This is a genomic window from Pedobacter africanus (assembly GCF_900176535.1).
Classification (GTDB): domain Bacteria; phylum Bacteroidota; class Bacteroidia; order Sphingobacteriales; family Sphingobacteriaceae; genus Pedobacter; species Pedobacter africanus.
This window is the reverse complement of the sequence record NZ_FWXT01000002.1, coordinates 265,608-289,764: the sequence shown is the minus strand read 5'-3', so window position 1 is coordinate 289,764 and position 24,157 is coordinate 265,608. Positions and strand designations below refer to the sequence as shown.

Annotated in this window: 20 protein-coding genes; 3 read left to right on the top strand and 17 right to left on the bottom strand. The window is 41.3% G+C overall.

Going from position 1 to position 24,157, the window contains the following annotated elements:
* Nucleotides 1–27 precede the first annotated feature (27 nt).
* The 9 genes from B9A91_RS15555 to B9A91_RS15515 form a co-directional block, all read right to left on the bottom strand.
* Nucleotides 28–1,194, bottom strand: a complete 1,167-nt coding sequence (locus B9A91_RS15555) for a FecR family protein (RefSeq protein ID WP_084239936.1) — start codon at nt 1,192–1,194, stop codon at nt 28–30.
* Nucleotides 1,195–1,306: 112 nt separating this feature from the next.
* On the bottom strand, nt 1,307–1,900 hold the full coding sequence (locus B9A91_RS15550) for an RNA polymerase sigma-70 factor (RefSeq protein ID WP_084239935.1): 594 nt from the start codon (nt 1,898–1,900) through the stop codon (nt 1,307–1,309).
* A gap of 118 nt (nt 1,901–2,018) precedes the next feature.
* Nucleotides 2,019–3,422 (bottom strand): thioredoxin family protein, encoded by a 1,404-nt coding sequence (locus B9A91_RS15545; RefSeq protein ID WP_084239934.1) that lies wholly within the window; start codon nt 3,420–3,422, stop codon nt 2,019–2,021.
* A gap of 62 nt (nt 3,423–3,484) precedes the next feature.
* On the bottom strand, nt 3,485–4,960 hold the full coding sequence (locus tag B9A91_RS15540; RefSeq protein WP_084239933.1) for a hypothetical protein: 1,476 nt from the start codon (nt 4,958–4,960) through the stop codon (nt 3,485–3,487).
* A 17-nt stretch (nt 4,961–4,977) separates the two neighbouring features.
* Nucleotides 4,978–6,471: a RagB/SusD family nutrient uptake outer membrane protein gene (locus B9A91_RS15535; RefSeq protein ID WP_084239932.1), complete on the bottom strand. Its 1,494-nt coding sequence runs from the start codon at nt 6,469–6,471 to the stop codon at nt 4,978–4,980.
* A 1-nt stretch (nt 6,472) separates the two neighbouring features.
* Nucleotides 6,473–9,979, bottom strand: a complete 3,507-nt coding sequence (locus B9A91_RS15530; RefSeq protein WP_159451714.1) for a SusC/RagA family TonB-linked outer membrane protein — start codon at nt 9,977–9,979, stop codon at nt 6,473–6,475.
* Nucleotides 9,980–10,593: 614 nt separating this feature from the next.
* Nucleotides 10,594–11,301, bottom strand: coding sequence for a GNAT family N-acetyltransferase (locus B9A91_RS15525; RefSeq protein WP_084239930.1), 708 nt, complete (start codon nt 11,299–11,301; stop codon nt 10,594–10,596).
* A gap of 38 nt (nt 11,302–11,339) precedes the next feature.
* The gene (locus tag B9A91_RS15520) at nt 11,340–11,879 is read right to left on the bottom strand and encodes a YfiT family bacillithiol transferase (RefSeq protein ID WP_084239929.1); all 540 of its coding nucleotides are present in this window, start codon (nt 11,877–11,879) and stop codon (nt 11,340–11,342) included.
* Between the two features lie 305 nt (nt 11,880–12,184).
* Entirely contained in the window at nt 12,185–12,751 is a 567-nt protein-coding gene (locus tag B9A91_RS15515) for a putative glycolipid-binding domain-containing protein (protein ID WP_159451713.1), read from the bottom strand.
* Nucleotides 12,752–13,210: 459 nt separating this feature from the next.
* Between B9A91_RS15515 and B9A91_RS15510 the strand changes: the two genes are divergently transcribed.
* Nucleotides 13,211–15,418 (top strand): glycoside hydrolase family 88 protein, encoded by a 2,208-nt coding sequence (locus tag B9A91_RS15510; RefSeq protein WP_084239927.1) that lies wholly within the window; start codon nt 13,211–13,213, stop codon nt 15,416–15,418.
* Nucleotides 15,419–15,583: 165 nt separating this feature from the next.
* Here B9A91_RS15510 and B9A91_RS15505 read toward each other — a convergent pair whose 3' ends face one another.
* From B9A91_RS15505 to B9A91_RS15485, 5 genes are all read right to left on the bottom strand, one after another.
* Entirely contained in the window at nt 15,584–16,102 is a 519-nt protein-coding gene (locus tag B9A91_RS15505) for a low affinity iron permease family protein (RefSeq protein ID WP_084240249.1), read from the bottom strand.
* Nucleotides 16,103–16,109: 7 nt separating this feature from the next.
* Complete coding sequence (locus B9A91_RS15500) at nt 16,110–16,394, bottom strand: Rieske 2Fe-2S domain-containing protein (protein ID WP_235012576.1); 285 nt, start codon at nt 16,392–16,394, stop codon at nt 16,110–16,112.
* Nucleotides 16,395–16,630: 236 nt separating this feature from the next.
* The gene (locus tag B9A91_RS15495; protein ID WP_084239925.1) at nt 16,631–17,329 is read right to left on the bottom strand and encodes a Dph6-related ATP pyrophosphatase; all 699 of its coding nucleotides are present in this window, start codon (nt 17,327–17,329) and stop codon (nt 16,631–16,633) included.
* A gap of 190 nt (nt 17,330–17,519) precedes the next feature.
* Complete coding sequence (locus tag B9A91_RS15490) at nt 17,520–17,933, bottom strand: tetratricopeptide repeat protein (RefSeq protein ID WP_084239924.1); 414 nt, start codon at nt 17,931–17,933, stop codon at nt 17,520–17,522.
* A gap of 53 nt (nt 17,934–17,986) precedes the next feature.
* On the bottom strand, nt 17,987–18,778 hold the full coding sequence (locus B9A91_RS15485; RefSeq protein ID WP_159451712.1) for an MBL fold metallo-hydrolase: 792 nt from the start codon (nt 18,776–18,778) through the stop codon (nt 17,987–17,989).
* Nucleotides 18,779–18,992: 214 nt separating this feature from the next.
* Between B9A91_RS15485 and B9A91_RS24155 the strand changes: the two genes are divergently transcribed.
* Together B9A91_RS24155 and B9A91_RS15480 are read left to right on the top strand one after the other, a co-directional pair.
* A complete protein-coding gene (locus tag B9A91_RS24155) occupies nt 18,993–19,163 on the top strand; it encodes a hypothetical protein (RefSeq protein WP_159451711.1) in 171 nt (56 codons plus the stop codon).
* A gap of 261 nt (nt 19,164–19,424) precedes the next feature.
* Nucleotides 19,425–20,840: an alanine/glycine:cation symporter family protein gene (locus B9A91_RS15480; protein ID WP_084239922.1), complete on the top strand. Its 1,416-nt coding sequence runs from the start codon at nt 19,425–19,427 to the stop codon at nt 20,838–20,840.
* 87 nt (nt 20,841–20,927) lie between these two features.
* Here B9A91_RS15480 and B9A91_RS15475 read toward each other — a convergent pair whose 3' ends face one another.
* The 3 genes from B9A91_RS15475 to B9A91_RS15460 form a co-directional block, all read right to left on the bottom strand.
* Nucleotides 20,928–22,277, bottom strand: coding sequence for a TIGR00341 family protein (locus tag B9A91_RS15475; RefSeq protein WP_084239921.1), 1,350 nt, complete (start codon nt 22,275–22,277; stop codon nt 20,928–20,930).
* Between the two features lie 78 nt (nt 22,278–22,355).
* A complete protein-coding gene (locus B9A91_RS15470) occupies nt 22,356–23,012 on the bottom strand; it encodes an ATP-binding cassette domain-containing protein (protein WP_084239920.1) in 657 nt (218 codons plus the stop codon).
* Between the two features lie 615 nt (nt 23,013–23,627).
* On the bottom strand, nt 23,628–23,852 hold the full coding sequence (locus tag B9A91_RS15460) for a hypothetical protein (RefSeq protein WP_084239918.1): 225 nt from the start codon (nt 23,850–23,852) through the stop codon (nt 23,628–23,630).
* Nucleotides 23,853–24,157 lie beyond the last annotated feature (305 nt).

The following is a 24,157-nucleotide window of genomic DNA, read 5'->3' as shown; positions in this document are numbered from 1 at the left end:
CAGTAAAATGTTACTGGCAGGGAACAATTATGGAAGTATTATAAGTTTTTTCCCCTCTTCTATACGGTATCTCACCTTTGTATCCGCCAGACCTTTCAAAACCTGAGTTAATGTTAAGTTCCGGTCAATTTCGCCTGAGAAAAGATCTTTAGGTTCTCCCTGATAGATCACTTCCACATCATACCATCTGGATATTTCTTTCATAAGCACTTTTACATCGACGCCTTCAAAAGAAAAGAATCCATTTTTCCATGCCATCACTGCTGCCACATCAGTATTTGATGCCACTCTAATGTTCTCATTTGAAACCTGCGCTTGTTGTCCTGGCTTTATCATTTGGGTTTTCCCTGCAATGGAAACTTTGATACTGCCTTGCAACAATGTGGTTTTTATGCTTCCTTGATCTCCATAGCTGTTAATGTTAAAATGTGTTCCTAACACCTGAACATTCATACCGTTTACTGTTACATTAAATGGCTTCTTAGCATCATGAGTAACCTCGAAATAAACTTCACCAGTTATATCTACTTTTCGTTCATTTCCAACAAAAGCTGTCGGGTAGGTAATAGAGCTGGCCGCATTTAACCAAACTTTAGTGCCATCGCCAAGCACCAGGGAGAATTGCTTCCCTTTTGGTGTCGTCATGGTGTTCAGTTCAACTTTTTCTTTACTGCCATTTACATAAGAAACCTGGTTACGGTTCTTTACCGCAATATCAGTCAGTTTTCCATCCTTTACATCGTCTAAAACAATTGTTTTTCCACTCGCTAATGTTAAAACGGCACCATCATGTCTTGGAGCTACATCAGTTTCAGAAGGCTGTGCAGCAACCGGGGTAGAAATCATCTTATCTTTTGAAATATTCATTATTATCGCAATGGCAGCCACACCTATAACAACGGCTGCAGCAATCCAGCCTAATGACCTCTTAAATCTATTGATTGGAACTACTTTAGCCTCAGTCCCTATTTGCATAAAAAGCTCTTTTCTTGCAGCCTCCTTTTGAAATTTTTCTATGCTGTGGAAGGCTTGCATTTTATTTTGAAGTAAATCCTTATTTGTTAGTTCATTAAACAGCATTTTGTTTTTATCGTCTTGATCTATCCATTGCTGTAATAAACTCTCTTCTTCAGGACTTATCTCCTTCTTCAGAAACTTTAGTATCAAATCCTCTATTTCTTGAAATTGTGCCATCTTGGTTTTGTGTTGTTTTTTTGATAGGTAAGATAAGAATTGCGTTATATATATGAAAACGACGCCGGATAGCCGGATGTCAAAAGAAAATGAAAATATTTTTTGTAGCGGGCTAAACTTTTCTGTTCAAAGTTAAAAGTAAGAAATAAAAAAATAGGAGGTCTTGGTCTAAAAGAGCGATTTTAAGCAACTGGATGGCCCTGGCTCTCTGGCTAGTTACATTAGAAATGGATATATTGAGTTGCTGAGCAATTTCACTGGAGTTTAATTCCTCCAAATAAGTAAGTTCAAATACCTTTCTGCATTTTTCTGGAAGCTTAGCAGCTTCCTCATATATCTTTCTCAGCAATTCTGTTTCGACTTGTCTTAGTTCAAAGTCCCCCTCATTTATCTCGTCCAGCGTTGAAAAACTCTCGTGGTGTGCCAGCCGGCGCCCGTTAACTTTAAGAAAATCAAAACAAGCATTCTTAACAGCAATGTATAAAAATGATTTAATGTTTTGCTCGGAATGAAAGTTCTCACGGCTATTCCAAAGCTTATTAAAAGTAACCAGAACAATGTCTTTAGCATCTTCACTGTCCTGAACCAGACGTGTTGCAAAATGGCATAAAGAGGTAAAATAGCGGTCAAATAAGATAGTAAGGGCATGGTTTTTTCCCTGCCGCAATCCGCTAACTACATCTATATTTTCTGATTGGATGGACATTGCAGGAGTTAAATATAATCAAAAAAACAAAGCTTGCCAGATTCGCCGGCGTGAGATCGTGAATCTATTCGGTAAGCTTTGTTATAATGAAATTTAGGCGTATTTCAGGCTTAGGGCACTATACCTTTTTATTTATGATGTCTCGCTTAGCATTTTCGAGATTCTTTACAATACGGTCTTTGTTTTTAATAGCCATCTTGTTATGTAACGTTATGGTCTTGTCAAGTAAAGCCAACGCTTTGTTTTTATCACCAGTTCTATTGATAAGTATAGCGGCTTCTATTACTAACCCGGATTGTAATGGATTGAATTCGCCTGCAAAAAACGCCCAGGTCGACACCTGTTCCCTGGTTCTTTTATCGGATGGCGAGTTTTTCCAGAAATAATCAGTCCAGTTGATAATATTATTCATAGAAATGTCTTTATATCCTTTGAAGAGCATGTACAGCATGTCATTAAAGCCCTTCTTTCGGTCTGGGCGATTCAGCAGGTTATTCAACCTCTTATTTGCACTATAGGCACTAGAATCCTGCATCAAATTAGTCATATAGGGAACCAGCATTTGTTTGAATAAATTGGGATTGTCATCGTTAACAAACATATACTGGAGCTTTAAAAAATCTGAGGATGCAAAGCCGATGCCTCTGCCAGTCTGCAGATTCGTATCTCCATCACGATTTTTGTATGAATGATTGGGCCATTTTTCCTGATAGGCTACCAGGTCATCAAACAATTGTTTATTTGGCTTTGAAATAGCCGCATTCAGAAAATCACGTATTTTCAATTGAATAGTAAAAGCAACCCCTAAACTATAACTTTTGGAGATTTTCATGCCCGCGTCAACGCGTTTCTTCAGCTCTTCAGCATAATGATAAAAAAAACGTTTATCAAACATATTCACGACGTCAATCATATCGCCAATTATACCAATTGTCATTTCATTATCCTGATCAAAAAGCTGATCATCAGGCAAGCTGTTCAGATACTGAAGTGCAACCTTTGGTCGCATAGGATCCTTCTCTGCCAGTAATTTATAAAAATTCAATAAAAAAACAGGATCGTTTGAGCCGTTTCTAAATTGCTGGGTCATAGCTTCCAGCCCTCCAAATTCGGCAGACTTATTTATACGTTCAATTTCCTTCAGGAAGTCAGGTTCATTACGATAGCCGACAACTGTGTAGACAATTTTCCCTTCCGAATTCATCCAAAACATAGTAGGAAACGCATTTACCTTATACTTTTTAGCAAGCTCGATGCCTTCTCCTTTCTCGGCATCTACTTTAATTGCGATAAAACGATCATTGAAGATGGAGCCGACTGAAGGAAGTGAGAAGGTTTCCGCAGTCATCTTTTTACAGGGAACGCACCAATCCGTGTAGAAATCAACAAAAAGGAGCTTGTTATCTTTTTTGGATTTTGCCAAGGCCTCAGAAAATGTAACGTGCTCAAATGAAATGCCCTGCGCACATAGCGTACCAGTCATCACAAAAATAAGTACAAATAAGAAAAAGATTTTTTTCATGTTTATTAAGTTGTATTAAATGTTAAGTTAATTCGTGTTAAATGTTGAATAAATACCTGCAATCATTTTGTTATAGCCGAGGGATTTTTCCAGGCCTGTCTTCCCGGAGCATTTTCCAGTACCCAATTGATCCGCGCGGTTTGTTGTTGGCTTATGGAAGTACAATTGGAACTTATCTCCATGATATTGAAGGAGGTGTAAACGTTCGGGCTTCCGGAGATTTGACCAAACTTGGTGGTCGGATTTCCTGTACCCGCAGGTTCGAATCCGCCGTTGTCAAGCGTTGCAAACCATAAATTATACCTCCAGGTATCCGTGCATAAATCGTCATACCATTTCCTTACTGAGCCCGTCGGCGGCAAAAGATAATTCCCGGTAGAAAGCAGGGGAGCATTCGGAATCAATCCAAGAAATGCACCCATTGGCTGAACAACATTGACACGGTCTTTTACAGCCAGAAGAGAATAATCAAACAGTAAGCCTACTTGTTCAAGTTCACCCGTATTTGCAGTTCCGCCAGGATTCAACTTCCAGGCGTCCAGGGCTGTTGCATTAAGCTGTTTTACCACAGCCTGATAATCAGCCGGCAGGGGAAATGCCGAATTGTTCCACACGCCTTGCGGATAGACCAATGGCAGACTTTTTTTAATATAGTTCTGCCAGACAGTTGTAGGAAGTTTGGAAGAACTGTAAGATATCCAGACGTTCAGGTATCTATCACAGTTCCAGTAAAAGGTGCTGGTATTAGACCATATATAAGACAAAGCCCCGGCTTCAAAAGTAGTAACCTGTGCGTCTGTTAATATAATTTTGTGAATACCCGGCTGATCGAGCAGCTTTCCGGATGGGTCTTTTAGGGCAGGTACAAATTCAATATTAGGATTCCCTCCATTGGGTGACCTGTCATTTTTACGACCAAACACATTATTCCACTGATCAATGATATTATAAAGAACGGCGTTATCTATACGCTGATAAGTATCCTCGTTACGCTTTGGATTAATCACATGGAATATAACAGGCATTCTCTTAACGGCCCCAACTGTGAAGGGAGTTTTTACCTGCACTGAAAAGAAAGACGGCTCAGGTTGTTGGGCTATCTGGGTAACTTTACTGCCTAAAGGAGGAAACTCGCTCAAATAAGCTGCTACAGATTTTGTAGAACGAATACCATCAACAGCAGCATAAAATTGTAAGGTATTTACTGAAGAAGAAGCTGTTTTAAAAGGCGGAACAACAGGCGTTCCATCAGCAAGGAAAAATTTAATGTCATGACTCCTCCACCGCTCCTTCGGAACTTCTTTATAGGCTGTCCGCTTAACAGAATTGATATCGGTATAAGTACCGTTTTCTATATATATTTTTACGTCCAGATCCAGCTCAGATACATTGTCAGCTATCAGGATATTGCTACTGGCCTGGCAGGTTACCTTTGCTATGCTGTAATCAGTCAGTTTGTAGTCAAATGGTTTGTCTTTGGTACACGAGCAAAATAAAAATGCAACGGTGATTGAGATTAATAATCTTATATTTCTCATGATAAATTGTTTAGAAATTATGGAATAACAATAACATCGCTCCAGCCTGGGTTTTGTTTAATTCCAGGATTTTTTTCAGTTTCGGAAGCGGGAATCATAAACTGGTATTTCCAGTCATTACCCACCAGTTCGAACTGTTTGCCCTGCACCACGCGAGTTTCAGAAGTATGCGTGCGTTTCATATCGAGCCAGATCATATCGCCCTCCAGGATAAACTCCCTTTTACGCTCCTTTAGTACTTCATTAACCAGATCATGAACGGATCCAGGGGTGTAGTAATCACTGGCATTACCACTATAACGCCTGGACTGCCATGTTTTCAACACAGTTTTTGCCTTATCAAAATCAGTATGGGCCAATGCTTCTATCCATATCAGGTATTGCTCGGAAAGACGGAAGGCCGGAAACTTTCGATAGATACTTAAAGAAGCCAATTTATTGGCAACAGGGTTTAAATCTGTAGGTGTAAGATCGGCAATAGGTGTTGTCTGTTTATTGCTGGCTAAGAACCAGGCTCTTTTACGCAGATCATTATCTTTATATAAGGAATTCCATAAATCAAATTTATATCCATAATTGATTGAAAACTCTGTGCTCATTTCATTCATGTTAAAAATGGATTCAGGGTAGCCCTCAGTACTTATTGTACCAGTTACAAAAGAGGCGGTAAAACAAAGTCGCTTCAAAGTCGCAAGATCCTGCGGCAGTGCGCCAGCAGCAGCTTTTTGATCGTTAATAGCCAGATCGGCATATTTGGCCGCCTGAGCCCAATATTCATTGGAACCGGTGGTACTTGCGTACCAATGATACGTTTGTGCAAGCAACCTGTATATCACATCATAATTGTAAAGTATATTGTATGAAGCTCTAGGCAGGGTTTTATTTATTCTTGATTCAGCATCAGTCAGATCTTTAATAATACGGTCAAATACTTCCTTTTGTGATTTTCTTGATAAATCCAGATCCTTATAATTAGTATCAATACTCGTATTTATGGGAATGCCCAAAGCAGGATCATCCACCGGGCTATAATACTGCAACAACTTAAACAATGAAAATGCCCTGTGAATTAAAGCTTCTCCCACTACATAGTTCTTCATCTCTTCATTGTCCTTGGTTTTCAACCCTTCGGCAATAATCAGGTTCATGAATCCCACAATAGCATAATGGGAAGCCCACTCAGGGTTATTGAGTTTTATTCTGCCTGCAAGCCTTTTTTCATTCTCGGTTAAAGCAGTTGATTTTGCATCCAAATTGCTAAAAGACCAGACATCGGCGTATTCGAAATAAGTGCTGCTGTAATAACAGTCGCGTAGCCAGGGGCCTGGGGCATCTCCAACAAATTTTGCATTACGCTGAAAATTATATAGGTAGGATGCAAGCGTTTGTTTTATTGATGGCATATCAATCAGGAACCTTGTATCAGCAGGGGTATATTGTAAATATTTCTTACAGCCCGGCATTAACGCCGTTCCAAGTAATACGATGGCAATTAGTATATATCTTTTCATATTAAAATGACAATTGCAGGTTTAATAAACACATTTTCGTTCTGGGATATCCAAAAGGTGTTCTTGTTGTGACATCTACGGCCTCGGCTTTAGTCCACACAAATAGGTTTTGTGCCTGTATGCCGATCTGTGCAGATTGCGCTCCAAGCCTTTGGATAAAAGATTTATTTAGATTGTAGGTAAGCGCTAGCTCTCTTAAATCCAGATAATCCCCTTTTTGGAATTTGTCTGAGGTTAAATAATAAGTATATGCATCCTGATTGGCGTTAATTGAAGGAACATTTGTGATATCTCCGGGTATCCGCCAACGATCAAACACATTCGTGCGCCTGTTCAGGCGCGAAGTATATATTCCCGCTGTCTGGCCGGAGTTATTTGAAATTGCTAAATCTCTTTCATCAAATTTTCTGATCAGATGTCCTACAGCATAGGAAAAACTCGTGCGCAGTTCCAATTTTTTCCAACTTAATGTAGATGTAAAGCCTCCAGTGTAGCTGGGAGAGGCTGAGCCTAATTTCACCATTGAACGATTTAGCCATTGGGTCCGGTAATCGGTGAACCCTCCCGGATCTGCGTTAAGGCTCCATGCTTCAGGAACTTCGTTAATAGATATATTCTTTACTTTGGCGTACATATTCCGGGATTCCTCTGACAGGAACACTTCTACATTTCCGGTTAAGGGGTTTACACCAGCGTACCGGTATCCGAATACCGTACCCAGAGGATATCCCTGGATATTGGTGGCGCTTGGGATACCTCCCCATATGTTAAGGGTAGAATTAGATGGATCATTCCAATCCAAGGGGGTGGCATACGGGCCGCTTATGATCCGGTTTGTATTTTTGGCAGCATTAAAGGAAGCAATCCACGATAAGTCTTTTTTGAACCGGACACGAAAATTTAAATTCAATTCCAGCCCTGTATTTTTTATGGAATGCATATTCATCGCCAGGTGTGGAATCCCATAAGAGTTAGGGAGGTTATAAACATCACCGAGTACATCGTGTGTAACGTTATTGTAATAATTGAACATACCCCCTACTTTATTACGGAAGAAAGAAAAATCAAGACCTATGGACCGTTCCTGTTTTTTCTCCCACTTGATACTTGGATTAGGGTAGCTTACTGTGCCTGCCAGGTATTCGTTATCGTAAGATCTGTTGGTTAACCTTATGTAGGCATAGGGCAATGCGGCTTTATTGATGTTCCCGGTGTAACCATATACTCCGCGAATAGCAAATTCAGAGATGAAATCCGGAAACCACTTTTTTATAAATTTTTCGTTATGAAGGTTCCATCTACCGCTTATGGACCATAATGGTACAAACCTGTTTTGGGGATCGATGGTAGAACTTCCATCAAAACGTAAGTTTGCATTCAATACATACCTGTTGTCAAATGTATACGAGAAAGCGCCGAAAAGACTGGCTGTGCGATCCTGCCCGCCATACAGGTAGCTGGAAAGTGCGCCAATGTTTTGCGTCAATGCGGAATTTAGCAATGGGTTCCAGGGAAAATCCGGAAATCCTCCGAGGTTATTATTATAGTCATACATAGGTAACTTAAACGAAGAGTTCCAGTTCCTTTTGTCAGTAATTTCGGCCCCTAGGTAAACATCCAGGAAATGGAGATTCCTGATCTCTTTTTTATAGTCAAAGCCGGTTCTTAATGAATAAGCGGGAGAACGGCCGAACCCCGATTTCAGATAACCATTATTATATTGGGCTGGCACTTCATAAGGTGGGGCAAAAGCGGTGGCGAAAGGAAAATTTATATATGAAGCATAAGTGCCCGGAGAAGCTCCTTCTTCGCTATTCAGGGTAGAATAGGTAAAACCTCCATATACTTCCCCTTTAAGCTCCGGAGTGATCCGCCATGTCAAATCCAACTGAGAGCTAAGATCAGAAGCGATATCTTTTTTATAGGTTTCATTTAACTCTCTGATAATATTAAAGGTATTATATTTATTAGTGTTATAGTTTAACTGGCTTCTATCCAATGACAACCAGGTCTGATCCCAGGCATAAGCGCCATTTTCATTATATGCTCTTTCATAGGGATTGGCAAACACGGCATATTTTAACGGATCGACTTCAGATGCGTTGTTTTTTGATTCCCTGTAGGAACCCCTGATAGTAAGGTTTACTGAAATATTTTTATGTGGACGATAACCTATTTTTGACGATATGTTGTACTGATTGTATTGATTTAAAATTAACGCTCCTTTTTGGTCTGTTAGTCCCAGTGAACCATAAAACGATAATTTATCAGTTCCACCTCTCAATGAGATATTGTGATTCTGATTAAGACCGGTCCTGTAAATTTCATCAAACCAGTTTGTGTTCACTTTTTTTAGTTCCTGTATCCTGGTATTGTATTCGTCTGTAGAAATAAGCCCTTTTTGCCAGTCACTCCTTAACCATGCTGGCTGGCCCAATTCAACTGAAAGATTAAACTCCTCTGCCAAATCTAATTCATGATCTACCTTCTGCTGGGCATTCATAAAATCAAAGGTTTTCATCCTGGGAGCCGAGCTCACTGCAAAATTACCCTGGTAATTAACCGTTATTTTTCCTGAGTTTCCAGATTTCGTTTTGATGACAATAACACCGTTTGCCGCGCGTGAACCATAAATAGCAGTTGATGCGGCATCACGAAGAACGGTTATGGATTCAATATCTGAAGGGGCTAATGCACCTATGCCATGATCCAATATGGATTGCTGTATATTGCCTGAATTGATCCCCTTGATGGACATCACCCCGCTTTGTAAGGGCAAGCCGTCAACAACCCATAAAGGCTCCAGGTTCCCTGAAATAGAATTACTACCCCTGATACGGATATTGGAAACGGCTCCTGGCGCACCGTTTGCTGTTATAGCGTCCAAGCCGGCAATCTTGCCTGCAAGCATTGCCGTAACATCCATGAAAGGAGTCTTATCAACATTTTTTATGGTAGTTGCAGATCCCCCGGTCCGGTCCTTAATGAGTTCCTGGTACCCTGTAGAAACGACAGTTACTTCTACCTCATCCAGACTTTTAATTTTCGACTTCACCCCCACAATTGCTAAATCTTTTTGACCATTAACTTTGATCTCCAAAGTTTCAATATTGCCTGCTGTGACTACCAACGTAGCGTTATCGTCTACTCCTTTTAATGTAAAATAGCCGTCCTTGTTGGTGGGAGCTCCTTTTTTCGTGCCTTTTACAACAACGCTAGCCAAAACAGGCTCACCTGCTTCGTTAACTATGCGCCCTTTGGTGTCTATATGAAAGGGAGGGCTAATTGCTCCGGTTTCTTTGGGCTTTTCCTTTATAAACACGGTCTTGCCATTAATGCTAAAGGTTAAAGGTTGATCCTTTAACAGTATCTTTAAAGCCTCCTCTAAAGAGGCCTTCTTTAAATCAACCGAAACGGGAACAGCTTTTTCCAGGTCGCTCAAATTGTAGAAAAAGGAAAACCCCGACTGTTTCTTAATTTCTTTAAAAACCGTTTCTAGCTTTACCATTTTACCGGAGTACGTGACAGTATTCTGGGTTACTCCCTGTGCGTTTACTTGTAAAAACGCAATTATTAGAAGCCCAAAAGTCAATTTCAGAACTTTCCAGGTTTGCGGGGCAGGTAACCACCTGCCGCAGTTAATTAAAATCATAATTTTACTCAAGTTGGTTTGTTTGGTTTAATACTGGTATGAAAACGACGCCCGATAGCCTAATGTCAAAAGAAAATGAAAATATTTTTTGTAAGGGCCAATTTTTTCTGTTCCAGGGTTAAAACAGGAGGTTCAATGATGTTGAGCTTATCAGTATGTAAAGCTATTCCAGAACTAGACATTTAGCAATTAACATACCCCATATTTTACCCTTAAATTCTTCAGGAGTTTTAACAGGCTTAAAGAAATGGGTTAATTTTGCCTTCTAATCTGGATTTTCCATTTCTAACTATTGTAGAATCGGACATCAAAGGGTTAATGAATGTTAAAAGTAAATTAAGATAGTGAAAATTATTTGCGCCAAGCACCCTTATCCGTTTAAACATTTGAAAGGGGGAAAATACTCCTTCATCTATTAAGATTTAAAAACCAATCAGGAAGATGGCTGTGCTTTTGGACGGCTATTTTTGTTACCTATACGAATTATTGATAGGAGCAATTCCTTTTTTTATGACGTGAAAATACATCTCCGTACGAATAACAAACCCCAGGTACTGATATAACTTTATAGCCCTGGCATTATCTGCCCTCACATGCAAATAAGGAACATTACCGCTGGCAATGATATTCCTGACCAGTTCATTGAGCACCTTTCCGGCAAATCCTTTACCGGCACTGTCCGGATGTGTACATATGGCGCTGATCTCTGTAAAACCCTGTGTTTGTAACCGCTGGCCGCCCATAGCTATTAGCTTTTGGTCTTGAAAAATCCCCAGGTACCCGCCAAAGTCAATCGTTCTGCCGGCAAATGGTCCGGGCTGCGCCAACTTGGTTAAAGCCAGCATTTCCTCCAGATCCTTTTCTGTTAAACGCACCAATTCTTCTCCCGATATAGCCTCCGGTTCTTTCCCCTCAAAAACCATCTGATAGCCCGGCACCTTTACTACCACATTAAATGGAGCAGGATCAAGATCTGCCTCAGGATAAAATAATACCACAACCTGGTCCGGACTTACCAGATCAAATAACTGTTTAAAATTCCCAGGTGCATACACGCTGAGCCCTGCAAAAGGTGCTACAGCAGCATCAAATAATTTTACGTTATCATTGCCACTTCCCAAATGGGCATTTACCGAATTCAATGCAAACCATATTGGATTATCTAAAATAACATTCATATCGCAAATATACGGTTAAGACGAGATTACCTTCAAACTCACCAGCCCATCCTTTTCCGCAATGAAATGATCTGCTCAGCATGATGTGTTCCATGCCAGTTGTACTGATTGGTCATTTGCCAGACTGGCATATATTCTTTATTTCCAGGGTGATAATAGGTCTTCTTCCAATCCTCTTCACTCAAATTTTCGAGCAGTGTTGCCCACCTCATGTGCAGTGCATGCAGCAATGTTACCGAAACATTTAGCGGCACTAGTTTTACATCCGGCAATTCGGCCCAGAGGTTCTCATTATACGGGCTGATGGCAGGCTGATCTTCGGTAAGTGCCAGCTTTAGCCTGATGTAAGCATTCATGTGGCTATCAGCAACATGGTGCACTAACTGCACAATATTCCAGCCGCCTGTCCTGTAAGGAGTGTTGAGCTGTGCTTCATCCAGGTTCTGAATACAATAATCGTATAAAAGTGGTGCCGACCATATACCGCCAATCCAGGAAGCCAGGTTATCCGGGCTGTATTGTGTTGCCGGCACAAAACGGCCGATCGGATACATCAATGCTTCTATATCATTTTCCATTCCGCTCCCCTATATTAAGTTAAGCAAAGTTAAAAATAAAAAATATCGCCCAGAAAGGATTTCTTTTTATGATAAGGTTTGGAATGATGACCGCTATAACGCTCCTGGTCCTTTTGATAATTGTCTTTGCTGGAGTAATGTGTAGCTGACCGTTCAATAATTTTATCGAGTTCTCCACGGTCAATAACTTTATTGAGTCTTACCCTAGGCGGTTAAGCAATCTTGCTGGGCAAACAGCCAAACCTCTTTTTAAAGGCTGCAGTAAAATATACTCGTCATGGCCAATTTCCCCATACTGAGGGGTATCAGTTTGCAGCATCCGGATAAATCCGTTCAAAAAGCTCCGGGTAAGTAACAACCAGGCCTTGTTCATCTACCATCAGGTCTGATCTGAAACCTGTGTGCTCATTTTCATAACAGTAACTCCGCTCAGCAATCCTTGTATAGCGCTGCAGTACGGGCAAAACAGAAAACTCTGGTACCTTAATATACACAACCTTCAGGCTTTGTGTTTCGTTAAGCTCCTCGCCCAATCGGTTTATAGGTAAGCTATTGGTAAAAGGTGTAACCGAAATATCAATATCCACGCAACCATCCAATTCGGGTAAATGCCTGTTGTTAATGTCAAACCACCTTTTATAATAATCCGCAGATAGTATAAGAAATTTGTATGGTTTGGTTAGCTGGTAAATTTTCAGCGTCTTGATTCTCCAGCGATTGTCCAGGGTAACCTGGTATTTCACTGCAGCATTGCGATCATTTGCTGAACCACATACTATCCCTCCTGCTATTGTTTGCGACTGATATTCTTCCAGGTAAAACATTTCAAGGCTTTGTTTTCCCTTCCAGATCCTTGTGAGCGTGTTGTTCATTTTAGTTCCATCAATTGAAATCATAAAACATCAACCCCCTGGCAATGGTTCATAATTAGTTGAATTAATAAAACAAAAGATAGCAAAATACACTCTAAGATGCCCTCATACCCTTTATCCAATGTTGATTAAATACCTTAGGATAGCGCTCCAGCTACCGTTTCTAAGCAAAAATTATCCTTTTTAAAAGAGTTTAAACAAATTTTAATACTGACGGTTATTTTCCTTTAGTTGATTATGATACGACACTACTCAAGAACATTAATCTAACGAAAAACTAAAAATTATGGCAACTACAACACAAACCGGCGCAAAGGCGCCGCCACAAGGGGCATTTGATTCCGGAATCCCTGTATTAGTAAACCTAACATAAAACCATTCAATGGAATTCATTCAAATACTGGGACTTGTAGCCGTTATAGTTATTTATTTTTTTTCCCAAATTTAAAATAGCTTACTATGCATGCACTATCACCATGGGCTGTAACCGCAAGCGCGGAACTCTCTGAAAACCCTGCGGCTATCTATGAACAGCCCTCCGCTCATTTCCATTTTAAAGTGGTAGCTATCTCGGATTCGATCTGGGTTCAGGCCGAATTGCCTGCGGGTGGACGCGTTAGTTTTCGCGCGGCTTACAGTCCGGGAGCTGACATGGAGGTCACCAGATCAAAACAACATCCTGAAGGCATAGAACTTGAACTAAAATCTGCTATAGGTAAGCAATACCTAAGTATCAGCATTGATCAGCGTGAAAAATCACCCGTACTACGTTATACTACCAGTTTGATCCCGGTTAAAGACCTGATGATGCCCAGCTGGCCAAAAGACATTTTGTTTAACGGAAAAAACAACAATCCTGAACAAACTGAAGGTAAGATTCATGCGAGCCAGTTTGGAACCCGCACAGGATTCCTTTACCTGACTGAGACCCGGCCAAAATCTGCCACGATCCTTTACCTGCAAAATTTGACCGCATTATCGGGCTATGCTGAACAAACTAAGACATCCTTAGGTGATACCGTGGGCGGGCAATGGCCGGAACTCGGATTCTCTCTGCCTCCTTCAAAAGAACCACTGAAAGCTGGGAAAGAAGTCATACTTTCCGATGCTTTTATCGCTTTCAGCGAAGATCCAGTCGACAAAGAGCCAGACATGATCAAACAATATCTCGACTTACTTGCCAGGATTTACCTGCTGCTCCCTAAACCTGGCACTGAGTATAAACACTGGCCCAACATACTGGACAACGGTCTCAAAGACCTGATCGACAGTCCGGGCTGCTGGTCGCAGGTAGCAGGACACAAATATTTCAATGCTTACGTGAGTGACTACGAAACTCCGCCTGAAATCATGGTACAGCTTGCCGTTTTACTTCCCCTGCTGGATTATGTAGAGTGGAGCAAGAAAGAGCTGGAAGTGATGAAAACGATCAAAGCAGGACTTCCCGCTTTCTATGACAAAAAACTGGGTACCATCATGCGCTGGCTGCCGGCAGCAGAAGATAAACTCAAAGGCGAAGAAGAACAAAAAGTACCGAAGGTGATGGATTCGTGGTACCTGCATCATCCTTTGCTTAACCTCTCCAGGCTAGCGTTAAAGGGAGATCGTACCGCAAAAAAGCTTTTCCTGGACTCTCTTGATTTTGCGATCAGGGTAGCACACCATTTTGAATACCAATGGCCTGTGTTTTACAAAATGGATACCCTGGAAGTGATTAAAGCAGAAACCGCGGAGGGAAAAGGCGGAGAAAAAGATGTAGCCGGTATTTATGCCCATGTGATGCTGCAGGCCTGGGAACTGACAGGTGAACAGCGTTATTTAAACGAAGCCGGGAAAGCTGCAAAAACCCTGCAGGGCCTGGGCTTTGAAATCTTCTATCAGGCCAATAATACCGCATTCTCTTCAGGAGCACTACTACGGCTGTATAAAATCACTAAAAATGAATTGTACCTGGAGCTGAGCTATATGTGCCTGGCATCAATATTCCGCAACGTGCAGCTCTGGGACTGCAATTATGGGTACGGAAAACATTTTCCTAAATTCTTTTCTCTTTATCCGCTCAACGATGCCCCTTATACCGCTGTTTATGAAGAACAGGAGGTCTTTTGCGCTTTTCACGATTACCTGAAGCATGCTGAAGACGTAGATATTCTCCCTTCGGTAAAACTGCTCATTGCCGAATATATCCGCTATTTGGTAGACCGTGCGGTTTACTATTACCCTACCATGCTGCCAGCCAAGATGCTCGAAGAGAAACCAAAGATAGGAGAAGTCGATCCCAAAATCTGGATTGCGCTGGAAGACCTGCAGGATGGATGGCTGAAATCGGGCACAGTAGGCCAGGAAGTTTATGGCGCAGGCAATGCCTTTGGAATTTTGCCACGGCATTACCTGCAGATACCAGGGCTGCCGTTCATGATTTACACCGACTACCCCACTTCAGGATTTAAGGCCAGGAAGGGAAAAAATATCAGCTTTAAGATCCTTGGAGATGAGCGGATCAGCTGCCGGATGATGCTGGTAAAAACAGCTTCAAAGAAAATCCCTGAATTTCAGATATACATTAAAGGAAAAAAGGAACCTCTGAAGGCCACTACAGTAGCAAATGGTAACCTGGAATACCTCATCCCCGGCAACAGCTCAATCACCATTCACATCTATTCTTAAATTATAGACTATGGATTCATTAACTGCATACCTGTAAACGTATGAAGGAGAACACGTAAAAAAATACAGCTACTTTTACAGGAACGGACTGACCATTGTCTTTTTGAGGCAGAAACAACGCAGAGCAGCTGGCCAAACTATGCCCCAAAACACTGTCATAGGTTGCTATTTATTTTCTACTTTAGCAGGACTTAGGCCCAGCACATCATCCCCATTGTTAGCGTTACTAATATCATTGCCATTTAAAACCTGCCTGGTATTCGCCTCCTGGTTAGCTTTATCTATAGAATGCGATTTGTGAATGTCATCGTCAGCCTCTGCTTTCTCAGAAAGTTTAGCATAATACTTATGCAAAACATCCAACTCGAGTTCAGTGAGGTCCTCGATGTCTACCATGCGGTTACTGGCATGCCGACTCGCAGCAATTAGCTCATTTAATTTAAGCTGTATGGCTTTGCCATCTTTGTTCTGGGATTTCTGGATCAAAAACACCATCAGAAAAGTAACAATAGTGGTACCAGTATTGATCACCAACTGCCAGGTATCAGAATAATGGAAAAAAGGACCAGATATAATCCAGGTAAGTACTACCCCTACTGCAATTCCAAATGCAAGGGAACTTCCCGTCCAGCAGGTGATCCGGGTGGCTATATTTTCAAATTTGCTTTGTGATTTTTTCTTCATAACCTTATCAACTTTTAATAACATCAACTTCATGAAAATTATCTTTTCTAAACACCGTTTCCAGATCTATAGTTGGTGGCCCCGTCAACGCTTTTCTGGAAACATCAAACCTTCCTCCGTGACACGGACAGTCCCAGCTTTGCTCAGCAGCATTAAACTGAACCGTACAGCCCGCGTGGGTACAGGTTGGGTTTAGTGCAGTTACCTTTCCGGCATCATCCTTATGGACCGCCAGCTTTTTCCCCTCATAATCCATAACCTTATCGTAAAAGTGCTCAACATTCTTATTCATCGCGATCATTGATAGTGTTGAAGATCATACCTAATAGATACAGGCATAAACCTCTGCGAGATTAAAAAGTTTTAAATCTCTTTCAAAAGAGCCGGAAGGAAAATTAAAACAAAAGCTAAGCTCTCATATGTATTTCATACTGTGTGTTAATTTAAACTTAATGAAAGATGTCCCTACATAAAATAATTCATTTGGTTTCTCATAAATCACCATCCGGCAGTTCGGTCCAAAGAATCTTACCCAATGAGATCTATATACCAATAACCCGAAGGGTTTCCCCCTTCCGGGGCCGGATAGGTTTTAAATACCTTTTCGCCTAAAGTAAAATCAATAGGCCTTTTAAACAGTGGGCCTTCAAATGCGAAGGTATGGAACTCACCGTTTTCACCGCAGGGGTCTATTCCCGCGGGAAGATCAGCAATAAAATCTTTGTCAATTACCCTGCCGCAGAAATCTTCCAGACCTTCCTTTGCGCATGCTACTACTGTCTTATAACCTAAAGCGATAAATTCATGAATAACCTGCGTGGTATCTTTTTTCCATATGGGGAATTCTGCCTTTAAATCAACTTCTGCAAGCTTATTTTCCCTGTAAACCTTCAGATCCTCCAGAAACAAGTCGCCGAATAAGGAATGCGTAATGCCCTCAGACTTCAGCAAGCCCATGTGTTTGTTCATCTCCTGTTCATAAGTAGCCATATCCGGGGCTTCTGGCAGCCTCACCTGGTATAGCGGAATCCCAAGGCTGTTGGCCTGTTTAATCAACAGGCTTTCCCTTACCCCATGCATACTTACCCGGTTGTGGGCTTCGTTTACAGTAGTGAGTAGGTACCTGATATCGAAATGTTCGCTGTGCAGGGCATAATGCAAAGCCAGGGTACTGTCCTTCCCTCCGCTCCAGTTAAAAACACTAAGCTTCTTGTGTGCCTTCTGCATGCGCTTTAAATTACATTATCCTGTGAACCAGGAGATTTTCCCGAAATCCATTCAGCGGTTAAAAAACTCATGTATTCTTAATTGGTTTCCAATCCGCAATAGTATAAAGTAGTTGCTGACCTGTCTTTTTACCTAAGGTGGATTTAAGTGAGCTCATGAGCGTTAAATATTTGACGGCTGAAGATACAAATTATTTGTTTGAATGGGACTTCAACTTTTTCGAAAGAATTGCTTTCCGTCGTTTCCATCTGTCTAGCAGTTCATTTTCCTGTACCGGCAGACCTTTTGTAGTTAACAAACCAAGGCTTTTTGCCAAAGGCCTGGACAGCGTTGCCATTTTGCTGTGTTCTTTAATCCATTGTCGCTGATTCTCTTCTATTCTCTTTTCATGGGCGGAAATGGCCTTAATAATAAGCGCGAATTCCTTTTTGTATTCCTTAAGTTTGCGATAAACGATCATCAGCCGGTTATTGGCATCAATATGAATTGGGTTGCTCTTTAAAATCTTTTCGTATTGCCTGGCTGCCTCTGCATAAGATTTTTCTTGCTCAAGACTTTGGCCTTGCAGATATAACCCCGCTTCCATTATCTTTTGTTTTTTCATACCATGCTAATTATGCCTGCCCAGGCCTGGAGCAACGCTGCCAAAAATAAGGTTTAGATTACCAATTCCAACCCATCGCTCAGCCATTCTACCTTAATCTCATCTAACCTGTCCAGCATCTGCTGATCAAAATGTGTCAATAGCATCCTCCTACAGGAAAATTCAGGGAAACGCCTTTCCAGCTCCAGGTAATTCATATGCCCTTTCACCTGGCTGTCAAGGAAATTGCACTCACAGATAAATATATCGGCCTGCTCACTTAAGGTAAACAATGTTTCCGTCCAGGAAGTATCGCCAGAATAAGCAATCACCTTATCCAATACCTCAATCCGCAGACCATGAGGCAAAGCCCTTTCAGAATGAATTACATCAAAAGCCTGTACACGCCAGTTTCCGAAATCTATTACTTCATTCGCACGGTACTCCAAAAATTCTACATCCAGTCTTTCCAACACTTCAGTCCCCGGATAAAGCAGATCCAGTAAAGCGGCAATCCGCCGTTGACCGCCAACGGGGCTGATGATCTGCAACGTTTTGATCCTGCCATTAACCGCTGCATCCAGCAAAACGAAAGGCAGGCCCCCGTAATGATCCCCATGAAAATGACTGATCACAATCGCGTCGATATCATCCACTTGAATGCCGTGTTGTTTCAGCCCAGGCAAACTGCTTGCACCACAATCCACCAAAAAACGAACGGAGCCAGCGTCCACATAAAAACAAGTATTCAGCCTCCCGCCACTACCGAAGGCATCACCACAACCGATTACTTTCAACTTAACCTCACTCATCACTAAATCATCGGTTATATGATCTTCATTCATATCCGTGGTTCTATCTTTCATGACGCCAGCTCCATTCTTATTTATCTGTATTACAATTCCAACGCAATATTGTTCTGTAAAAACGCAAACGACTGTTGTTAAGAGGTATTGCTTAAACATTAGAACGCGACACGCCGGCACAGCAACCACCGATGTTACCCGATTAAAGTTGAAGTTTTCAACAAAATATGGATTTAAGATTTAATTTGTTTAACTTGATTAAAATCGAAAGCCCATGAAGTTTACCCTCGACTCTTTAAAAGCACACGATTACACCCGTAAAATGCGTGCCCTTTCCCGTAAAGGCGCAGCCTTGAAAAAGAAATCACGGGAATTAAATGAAGCTCTGAATGTAACGCTGAAAAAGTGTGCCGAACTGCTCCATCCCCAGAAGGACAAAGAATAATAAACGCGTCTGAGGGACCACTCCGCCTAAAATATGCAGGTCAGAACAAAATTAAAACCCGCCTGTTATGATGGCCTTAATGGCCAATCACCCCCACTTCAATTTCCTCAGTTGTCACGGCATAATGCGAAGGGAGAATCTCCGAACCATAGGCAACTGCCATTCCTTCATAATCGTGTTCTGCTACGATTTGTCAAGCAATTTTTTACCTTCTCTATGCTTTATAGAAGTTCTTTTAAAAATAATCCGTTATTTTAACCCATGGAAGAAATCATTGGTAAAGTAAACGACCTGATCTGGAGCAATGCGCTCATTCTGCTCTGTATGGGAGCAGGCATTTATTTTTCGATTGTTACCCGCTTTGTACAGCTCCGATACCTCAAAGAAATGCTTTCCCTGCTTTTCAAAGGTAACAGTTCATCCAAAGGCGTAAGTTCTTTTCAGGCATTTGCCATTGCCATTTCCGGTCGTATCGGTACCGGAAATATAGCAGGAGTGGCAACCGCAATTGCCATGGGTGGCCCGGGAGCGGTGTTCTGGATGTGGCTGATTGCCTTTTTAGGAAGTTCATCTGCATTTATTGAAGCTACTTTAGGGCAGATTTACAAACAAGTTAATAACGGCCAGTACCGCGGTGGCCCGGCATTCTACATTGAAAAAGGATTGGGCATCAAATGGTACGCCATGGTATTTGCAGTAGCCACCATATTAAGTACCGCATTATTTTTACCCGGCGTTCAAAGCAACAGCATAGCCCTGAGCATGCATAATGCTTTCGAGGTTCCTGTTGCCTATACTGGTTTGGCCGTAGCATTTTTACTGGGGCTCATCATCTTTGGTGGGGTAAAAAGAATTGGAAAAGTGGCCGAGATCGTTGTACCTTTTATGGCTGGTGCCTATATCTTAATGGCCATCATCATTATGGCAATGCACATCCACCAAATCCCGGCAGTAATAATGCTGATTATAAAATCAGCCTTTAGCCTGGAACCGGCATTTGCCGGTGTATTTGGAATGGCTATAGCCTGGGGCGTAAAAAGAGGCATTTATTCCAATGAAGCCGGACAGGGCACCGCGCCACACGCAGCCGCAGCTGCCGAAGTAAGTCACCCGGTAAAACAAGGACTGGTACAAGCCTTTTCTGTATATGTAGACACCCTTTTTGTATGTACCGCTACTGCATTTATGATCCTGTTTACCGGGAAATATAATGTCATCAATCCCGAAGGCGGATTTATCATAGAAAACCTGCCGGGCGCAAAAATAGGCGCAGAATATACACAGTATGCAGTTAACTCACATTTTCCTTCGCTTGGTGCAGGCTTTGTAGCCATTTCACTTTTGTTTTTTGCCTTCACCACCATTATGGCCTACTATTATATTGCCGAGACCAATCTCAGCTACCTGGATAAAAAAGGTAACAAGTGGGCAGTATGGGCATTGCGCATTTTAATTCTTGCAGCCACATTTTATGGTTCAGTCAAAACTGCCGAAGCTGCATGGACTTTAGGAGATATAGGCGTAGGTGTAATGGCCTGGTTAAATGTTATTGCTATTCTATTACTCAGAAAACCCGCCTTAAAAGCATTTAAAGATTACCAGCAGCAGCGTAGAGCCGGCAAAGACCCTGTTTTTAATGCCAATGCGCTTGGTATTAAAAATACCGAAGAGTGGTAAACACCCCTTCAAGAACCGACATTTATGGACCAGGCTAAATATGGGGTTCTGATTGCATTCATAAACATCCAATCACTAAAAACAGGATCAAGGGATCAATAACCTTAACGAATCTACCTGTAATCTTGTTTTTAGCCATTGATTGAGTTTAACACGATCTGCACGCTTAACGGGCTTAGAGAATCCTGCCACCACCATAGTCAGTGTATCTTTTCCTGTTTTATCCAGCCTGTCTACCACCACATTGGCAGCAGTATAGTCCCGCATTTCCGGATAAAGGACCTTGAGTTCTGATCGGATATCCGGCAGTGGTTTTGCCAGCAAAGACTCTTGCGGATTGGAGATCTTAGCAGAGGAATCCTTTTTAAACACATCTTCCAGGATACTGGCTTTGATCTGCGAAAAATCAATTTCCTGTTTTGCATTCAAACCCTGGCGTATGATTAACTTCGTGCCGCCAAGTTTATAGGCAGACATGCCGCTTCTTATAGAATCCATCCTCGATTTTGAAAGCTCATATCCAATGAGCAGCAAATCTATTTCATTTCCTTTTGAGCGGTTATATTTGAGCGATCTGTTTACCACCTGTGTATTCTTAAATTGAAATTGTTCACTGATAAACTTTTGTGCATTATTCTCAAAAATACTTTTATCGACAATACCATAGGCAAGGTATATACTAGGTAATACAGCTATGGCAACAATGATCATAATGTAGCGGCTCACCTTTCTTTCTGTTTCCTGATCCTCAAAATGTTTTTTGCCAAAACGCAGAAAGCGTACAATTAAATAAGTACTGATACAAATAAACACACTATTGATAAAATACAGGTAAATAGCCCCCAGAAAATAATAAAAATTGCCCGAAGCCAGGCCAAAACCAGCTGTACATAAAGGCGGCATCAATGCCGTAGCAATGGCTACCCCCGGGATTACGTTACTCTTTTCCTTACGGGTTCCGGCTACTATTCCGGCAAGCCCTCCCAAAAAGGCTATAAACACATCCCAGATAGAGGGCGTAGTTCTGGCCAGCAGTTCACTTTGCGCGTCATGCAGTGGGGTTATCCAAAAGTAAATGGTCGAGACCACCACACTGATCAAAGTAGCGATCAGCAAGTTGCGGAGCCCCTTTTTAACCAGCTCAAAATCATTGGTACCTACCCCAAGCCCAATACCCATAATAGGCCCCATCAACGGCGAGATGAGCATTGCTCCAATAATAACGGCGGTTGAGTTGACATTCAAACCTATAGAAGCGATCAAAATGGCAAAAATAAGTGTCCACAGGTTTGCTCCTACAAAATCTGAATTCTTTTTGATGGAGAGCACAACATCATCCTCATCAGCTTTATCCAAATGCAGATCAAATCGTCTGGCAATAGATAACTTAATGATCCGAAGAAGTCTTCCTGTTTTTTTTTGCTGAGGTTCTGTCAAAGTAAATGCCGGTTATAAATATCCAAAACAATAGCAAAAGATAGTCCATTTTCCGTAAACAATCAAATCCTTACTGAGTTAGTGAAGATGAGCAATGTACCCATGAAGCTGCAGATCTTCAATGCAGTTTATTTTGTAATTACAGCCATTGTGCAAAAGAACAATTCGGTCTGAGGCATCAAGGATATGCTGATAGTAATGATCGGTTAATATAATTCCCTTAAGGGCCTTAAACTTGCTGATGTGTTTTTGCATTTCTTCGATAATTACTGGTGCAAGCTGAGAAAAGGGCTCATCGAGTAAAACAAAATCACTATCGCTATACAGAATCAGGAAACATTCTATCAGGCGCCTTTGTCCGCCAGAGAGTTCTTCCATACGCCTGTCCAGGATATCCACTATGGTTTGTTGCTGCAGTAGGTCCGCTTTGTATTTATGGGTGTACAGCTCAACAAGTTGCCGTACTTTCAAGCTTGCCGGGACAAAAAAGTCTTGTGGTAAATAGGCAACCAATCCGGTTCTGTAAGCTTTTTTAACCAGTTTACCATTCAGTTTCATGTGCATGTAACGTGGAGCTATGCTGCCAAATATAATTTTCAGCAATGTTGACTTTCCTGAACCATTTCTGCCGAGCAAGCCCACAACCTCTCCTATCTGACAGTTCAGGTACACATTGTTTAGTACAGTGTGCTTACCATAGCGATGGGCCACACTATCTACGTAAAGCTCTTGCATAGGTAACTGAATAGGATCATGCAAACGAATAAAAGCAAATCCAGCCAGAATAGTGTTCCAAACAATCGCCTGTAGCCAAAACCCAGATTGCGGTAATGGTAGGCCCTTGCTTCAAAAAAGGTTTTTTCTACCAAAAGGGACAAGCCATAAGCTATAGCTTTAAAAAACAAAGCCAGCATATATAAAGGATAATGGTTGTAACCTTTAGACCAGAAGATTAAAATAAAATAAAGACTTACAAATAAGATAAGAGCGATGGCGAACTTAAAGTGTTGTGCGTATATAAAGATTTTTTTTTTGAGCATCCCATTTTGTTTCCAGATAAATATAATAAGTTTTTCTTACTGGGGCTCAAGTTTCTTGATCACCCTGTTGCGTTCCTTCCTGAAAAAGCCGGTCACCGCTGCCCAAAGTAACAGGAAACGTTAAAGTATGCAGCACATCAACCAGTTGATACTGAAACAGAGTCTGGCACAATTGCGGTCAAATCCAAAATTATAGATCGTATGGCTGTTACCGGCTTCATCAAAAATTTGGTAAGATGTAAAAAATGCTGTGTATTCGAAGCCAGCATCAGTAGTAAATAAATAAGATCCTTGTTCTGTTCGAGTTAGATTATAGTGGCGTAACAAATTTAATGTCTTTTAATTTAGACAAATCTTGACCAGCCCTAATAGCATCAACAATACGCTTCTTATCCTCAATCATTTTAATGAACGGGTTAACCTTAGCAGGTGACGTATTATTCTGTTTTTTTACAAAATATAATTCTGTTAACATCTCCCATTTCCGGACACTCTCCTTATCTTTAAAAACATCATACGAGTGTTTGGCATTCATATAAATTTTCAATTACATTTACTAAATTATTTAGACAAAATAACAAATTCATCGTATAAACCAATGAATCTAAATGAACTTCATTAAAGCATACTTTTGTGAACATGAGAATACATTATTAATCATAAAATCTGGTAACCTATTTAAAGCTCGTATCTTTGAACTAACATGCTCACCCCGCTTCCCACAGAACAGCGCGCTCAGGGTGGGCTTTTTATTTTAACGTCATGCCGAGAGTACCATACACCAAACCGGCAATCTCATATACTGATCAACTACAGCAACTAAAAGCAAGGCATTTGCAA

Coding starts and splice junctions, on each gene's coding strand:
- B9A91_RS15540 (WP_084239933.1), bottom strand. CDS start 4,960: ATGAGAAATATAAGATTATTAATCTCAATCACCGTTGCATTTTTATTT.
- B9A91_RS15515 (WP_159451713.1), bottom strand. CDS start 12,751: ATGAACAACACGCTCACAAGGATCTGGAAGGGAAAACAAAGCCTTGAA.
- B9A91_RS15470 (WP_084239920.1), bottom strand. CDS start 23,012: ATGCAAGAGCTTTACGTAGATAGTGTGGCCCATCGCTATGGTAAGCAC.
- B9A91_RS15485 (WP_159451712.1), bottom strand. CDS start 18,778: ATGAAAGATAGAACCACGGATATGAATGAAGATCATATAACCGATGAT.
- B9A91_RS15530 (WP_159451714.1), bottom strand. CDS start 9,979: ATGGTAAAGCTAGAAACGGTTTTTAAAGAAATTAAGAAACAGTCGGGG.
- B9A91_RS15555 (WP_084239936.1), bottom strand. CDS start 1,194: ATGGCACAATTTCAAGAAATAGAGGATTTGATACTAAAGTTTCTGAAG.
- B9A91_RS15550 (WP_084239935.1), bottom strand. CDS start 1,900: ATGTCCATCCAATCAGAAAATATAGATGTAGTTAGCGGATTGCGGCAG.
- B9A91_RS15525 (WP_084239930.1), bottom strand. CDS start 11,301: ATGAATGTTATTTTAGATAATCCAATATGGTTTGCATTGAATTCGGTA.
- B9A91_RS15480 (WP_084239922.1), top strand. CDS start 19,425: ATGGAAGAAATCATTGGTAAAGTAAACGACCTGATCTGGAGCAATGCG.
- B9A91_RS15490 (WP_084239924.1), bottom strand. CDS start 17,933: ATGAAAAAACAAAAGATAATGGAAGCGGGGTTATATCTGCAAGGCCAA.
- B9A91_RS15500 (WP_235012576.1), bottom strand. CDS start 16,394: ATGAATAAGAATGTTGAGCACTTTTACGATAAGGTTATGGATTATGAG.
- B9A91_RS24155 (WP_159451711.1), top strand. CDS start 18,993: ATGAAGTTTACCCTCGACTCTTTAAAAGCACACGATTACACCCGTAAA.
- B9A91_RS15510 (WP_084239927.1), top strand. CDS start 13,211: ATGCATGCACTATCACCATGGGCTGTAACCGCAAGCGCGGAACTCTCT.
- B9A91_RS15495 (WP_084239925.1), bottom strand. CDS start 17,329: ATGCAGAAGGCACACAAGAAGCTTAGTGTTTTTAACTGGAGCGGAGGG.
- B9A91_RS15460 (WP_084239918.1), bottom strand. CDS start 23,852: ATGAATGCCAAACACTCGTATGATGTTTTTAAAGATAAGGAGAGTGTC.
- B9A91_RS15520 (WP_084239929.1), bottom strand. CDS start 11,879: ATGGAAAATGATATAGAAGCATTGATGTATCCGATCGGCCGTTTTGTG.
- B9A91_RS15505 (WP_084240249.1), bottom strand. CDS start 16,102: ATGAAGAAAAAATCACAAAGCAAATTTGAAAATATAGCCACCCGGATC.
- B9A91_RS15535 (WP_084239932.1), bottom strand. CDS start 6,471: ATGAAAAGATATATACTAATTGCCATCGTATTACTTGGAACGGCGTTA.
- B9A91_RS15545 (WP_084239934.1), bottom strand. CDS start 3,422: ATGAAAAAAATCTTTTTCTTATTTGTACTTATTTTTGTGATGACTGGT.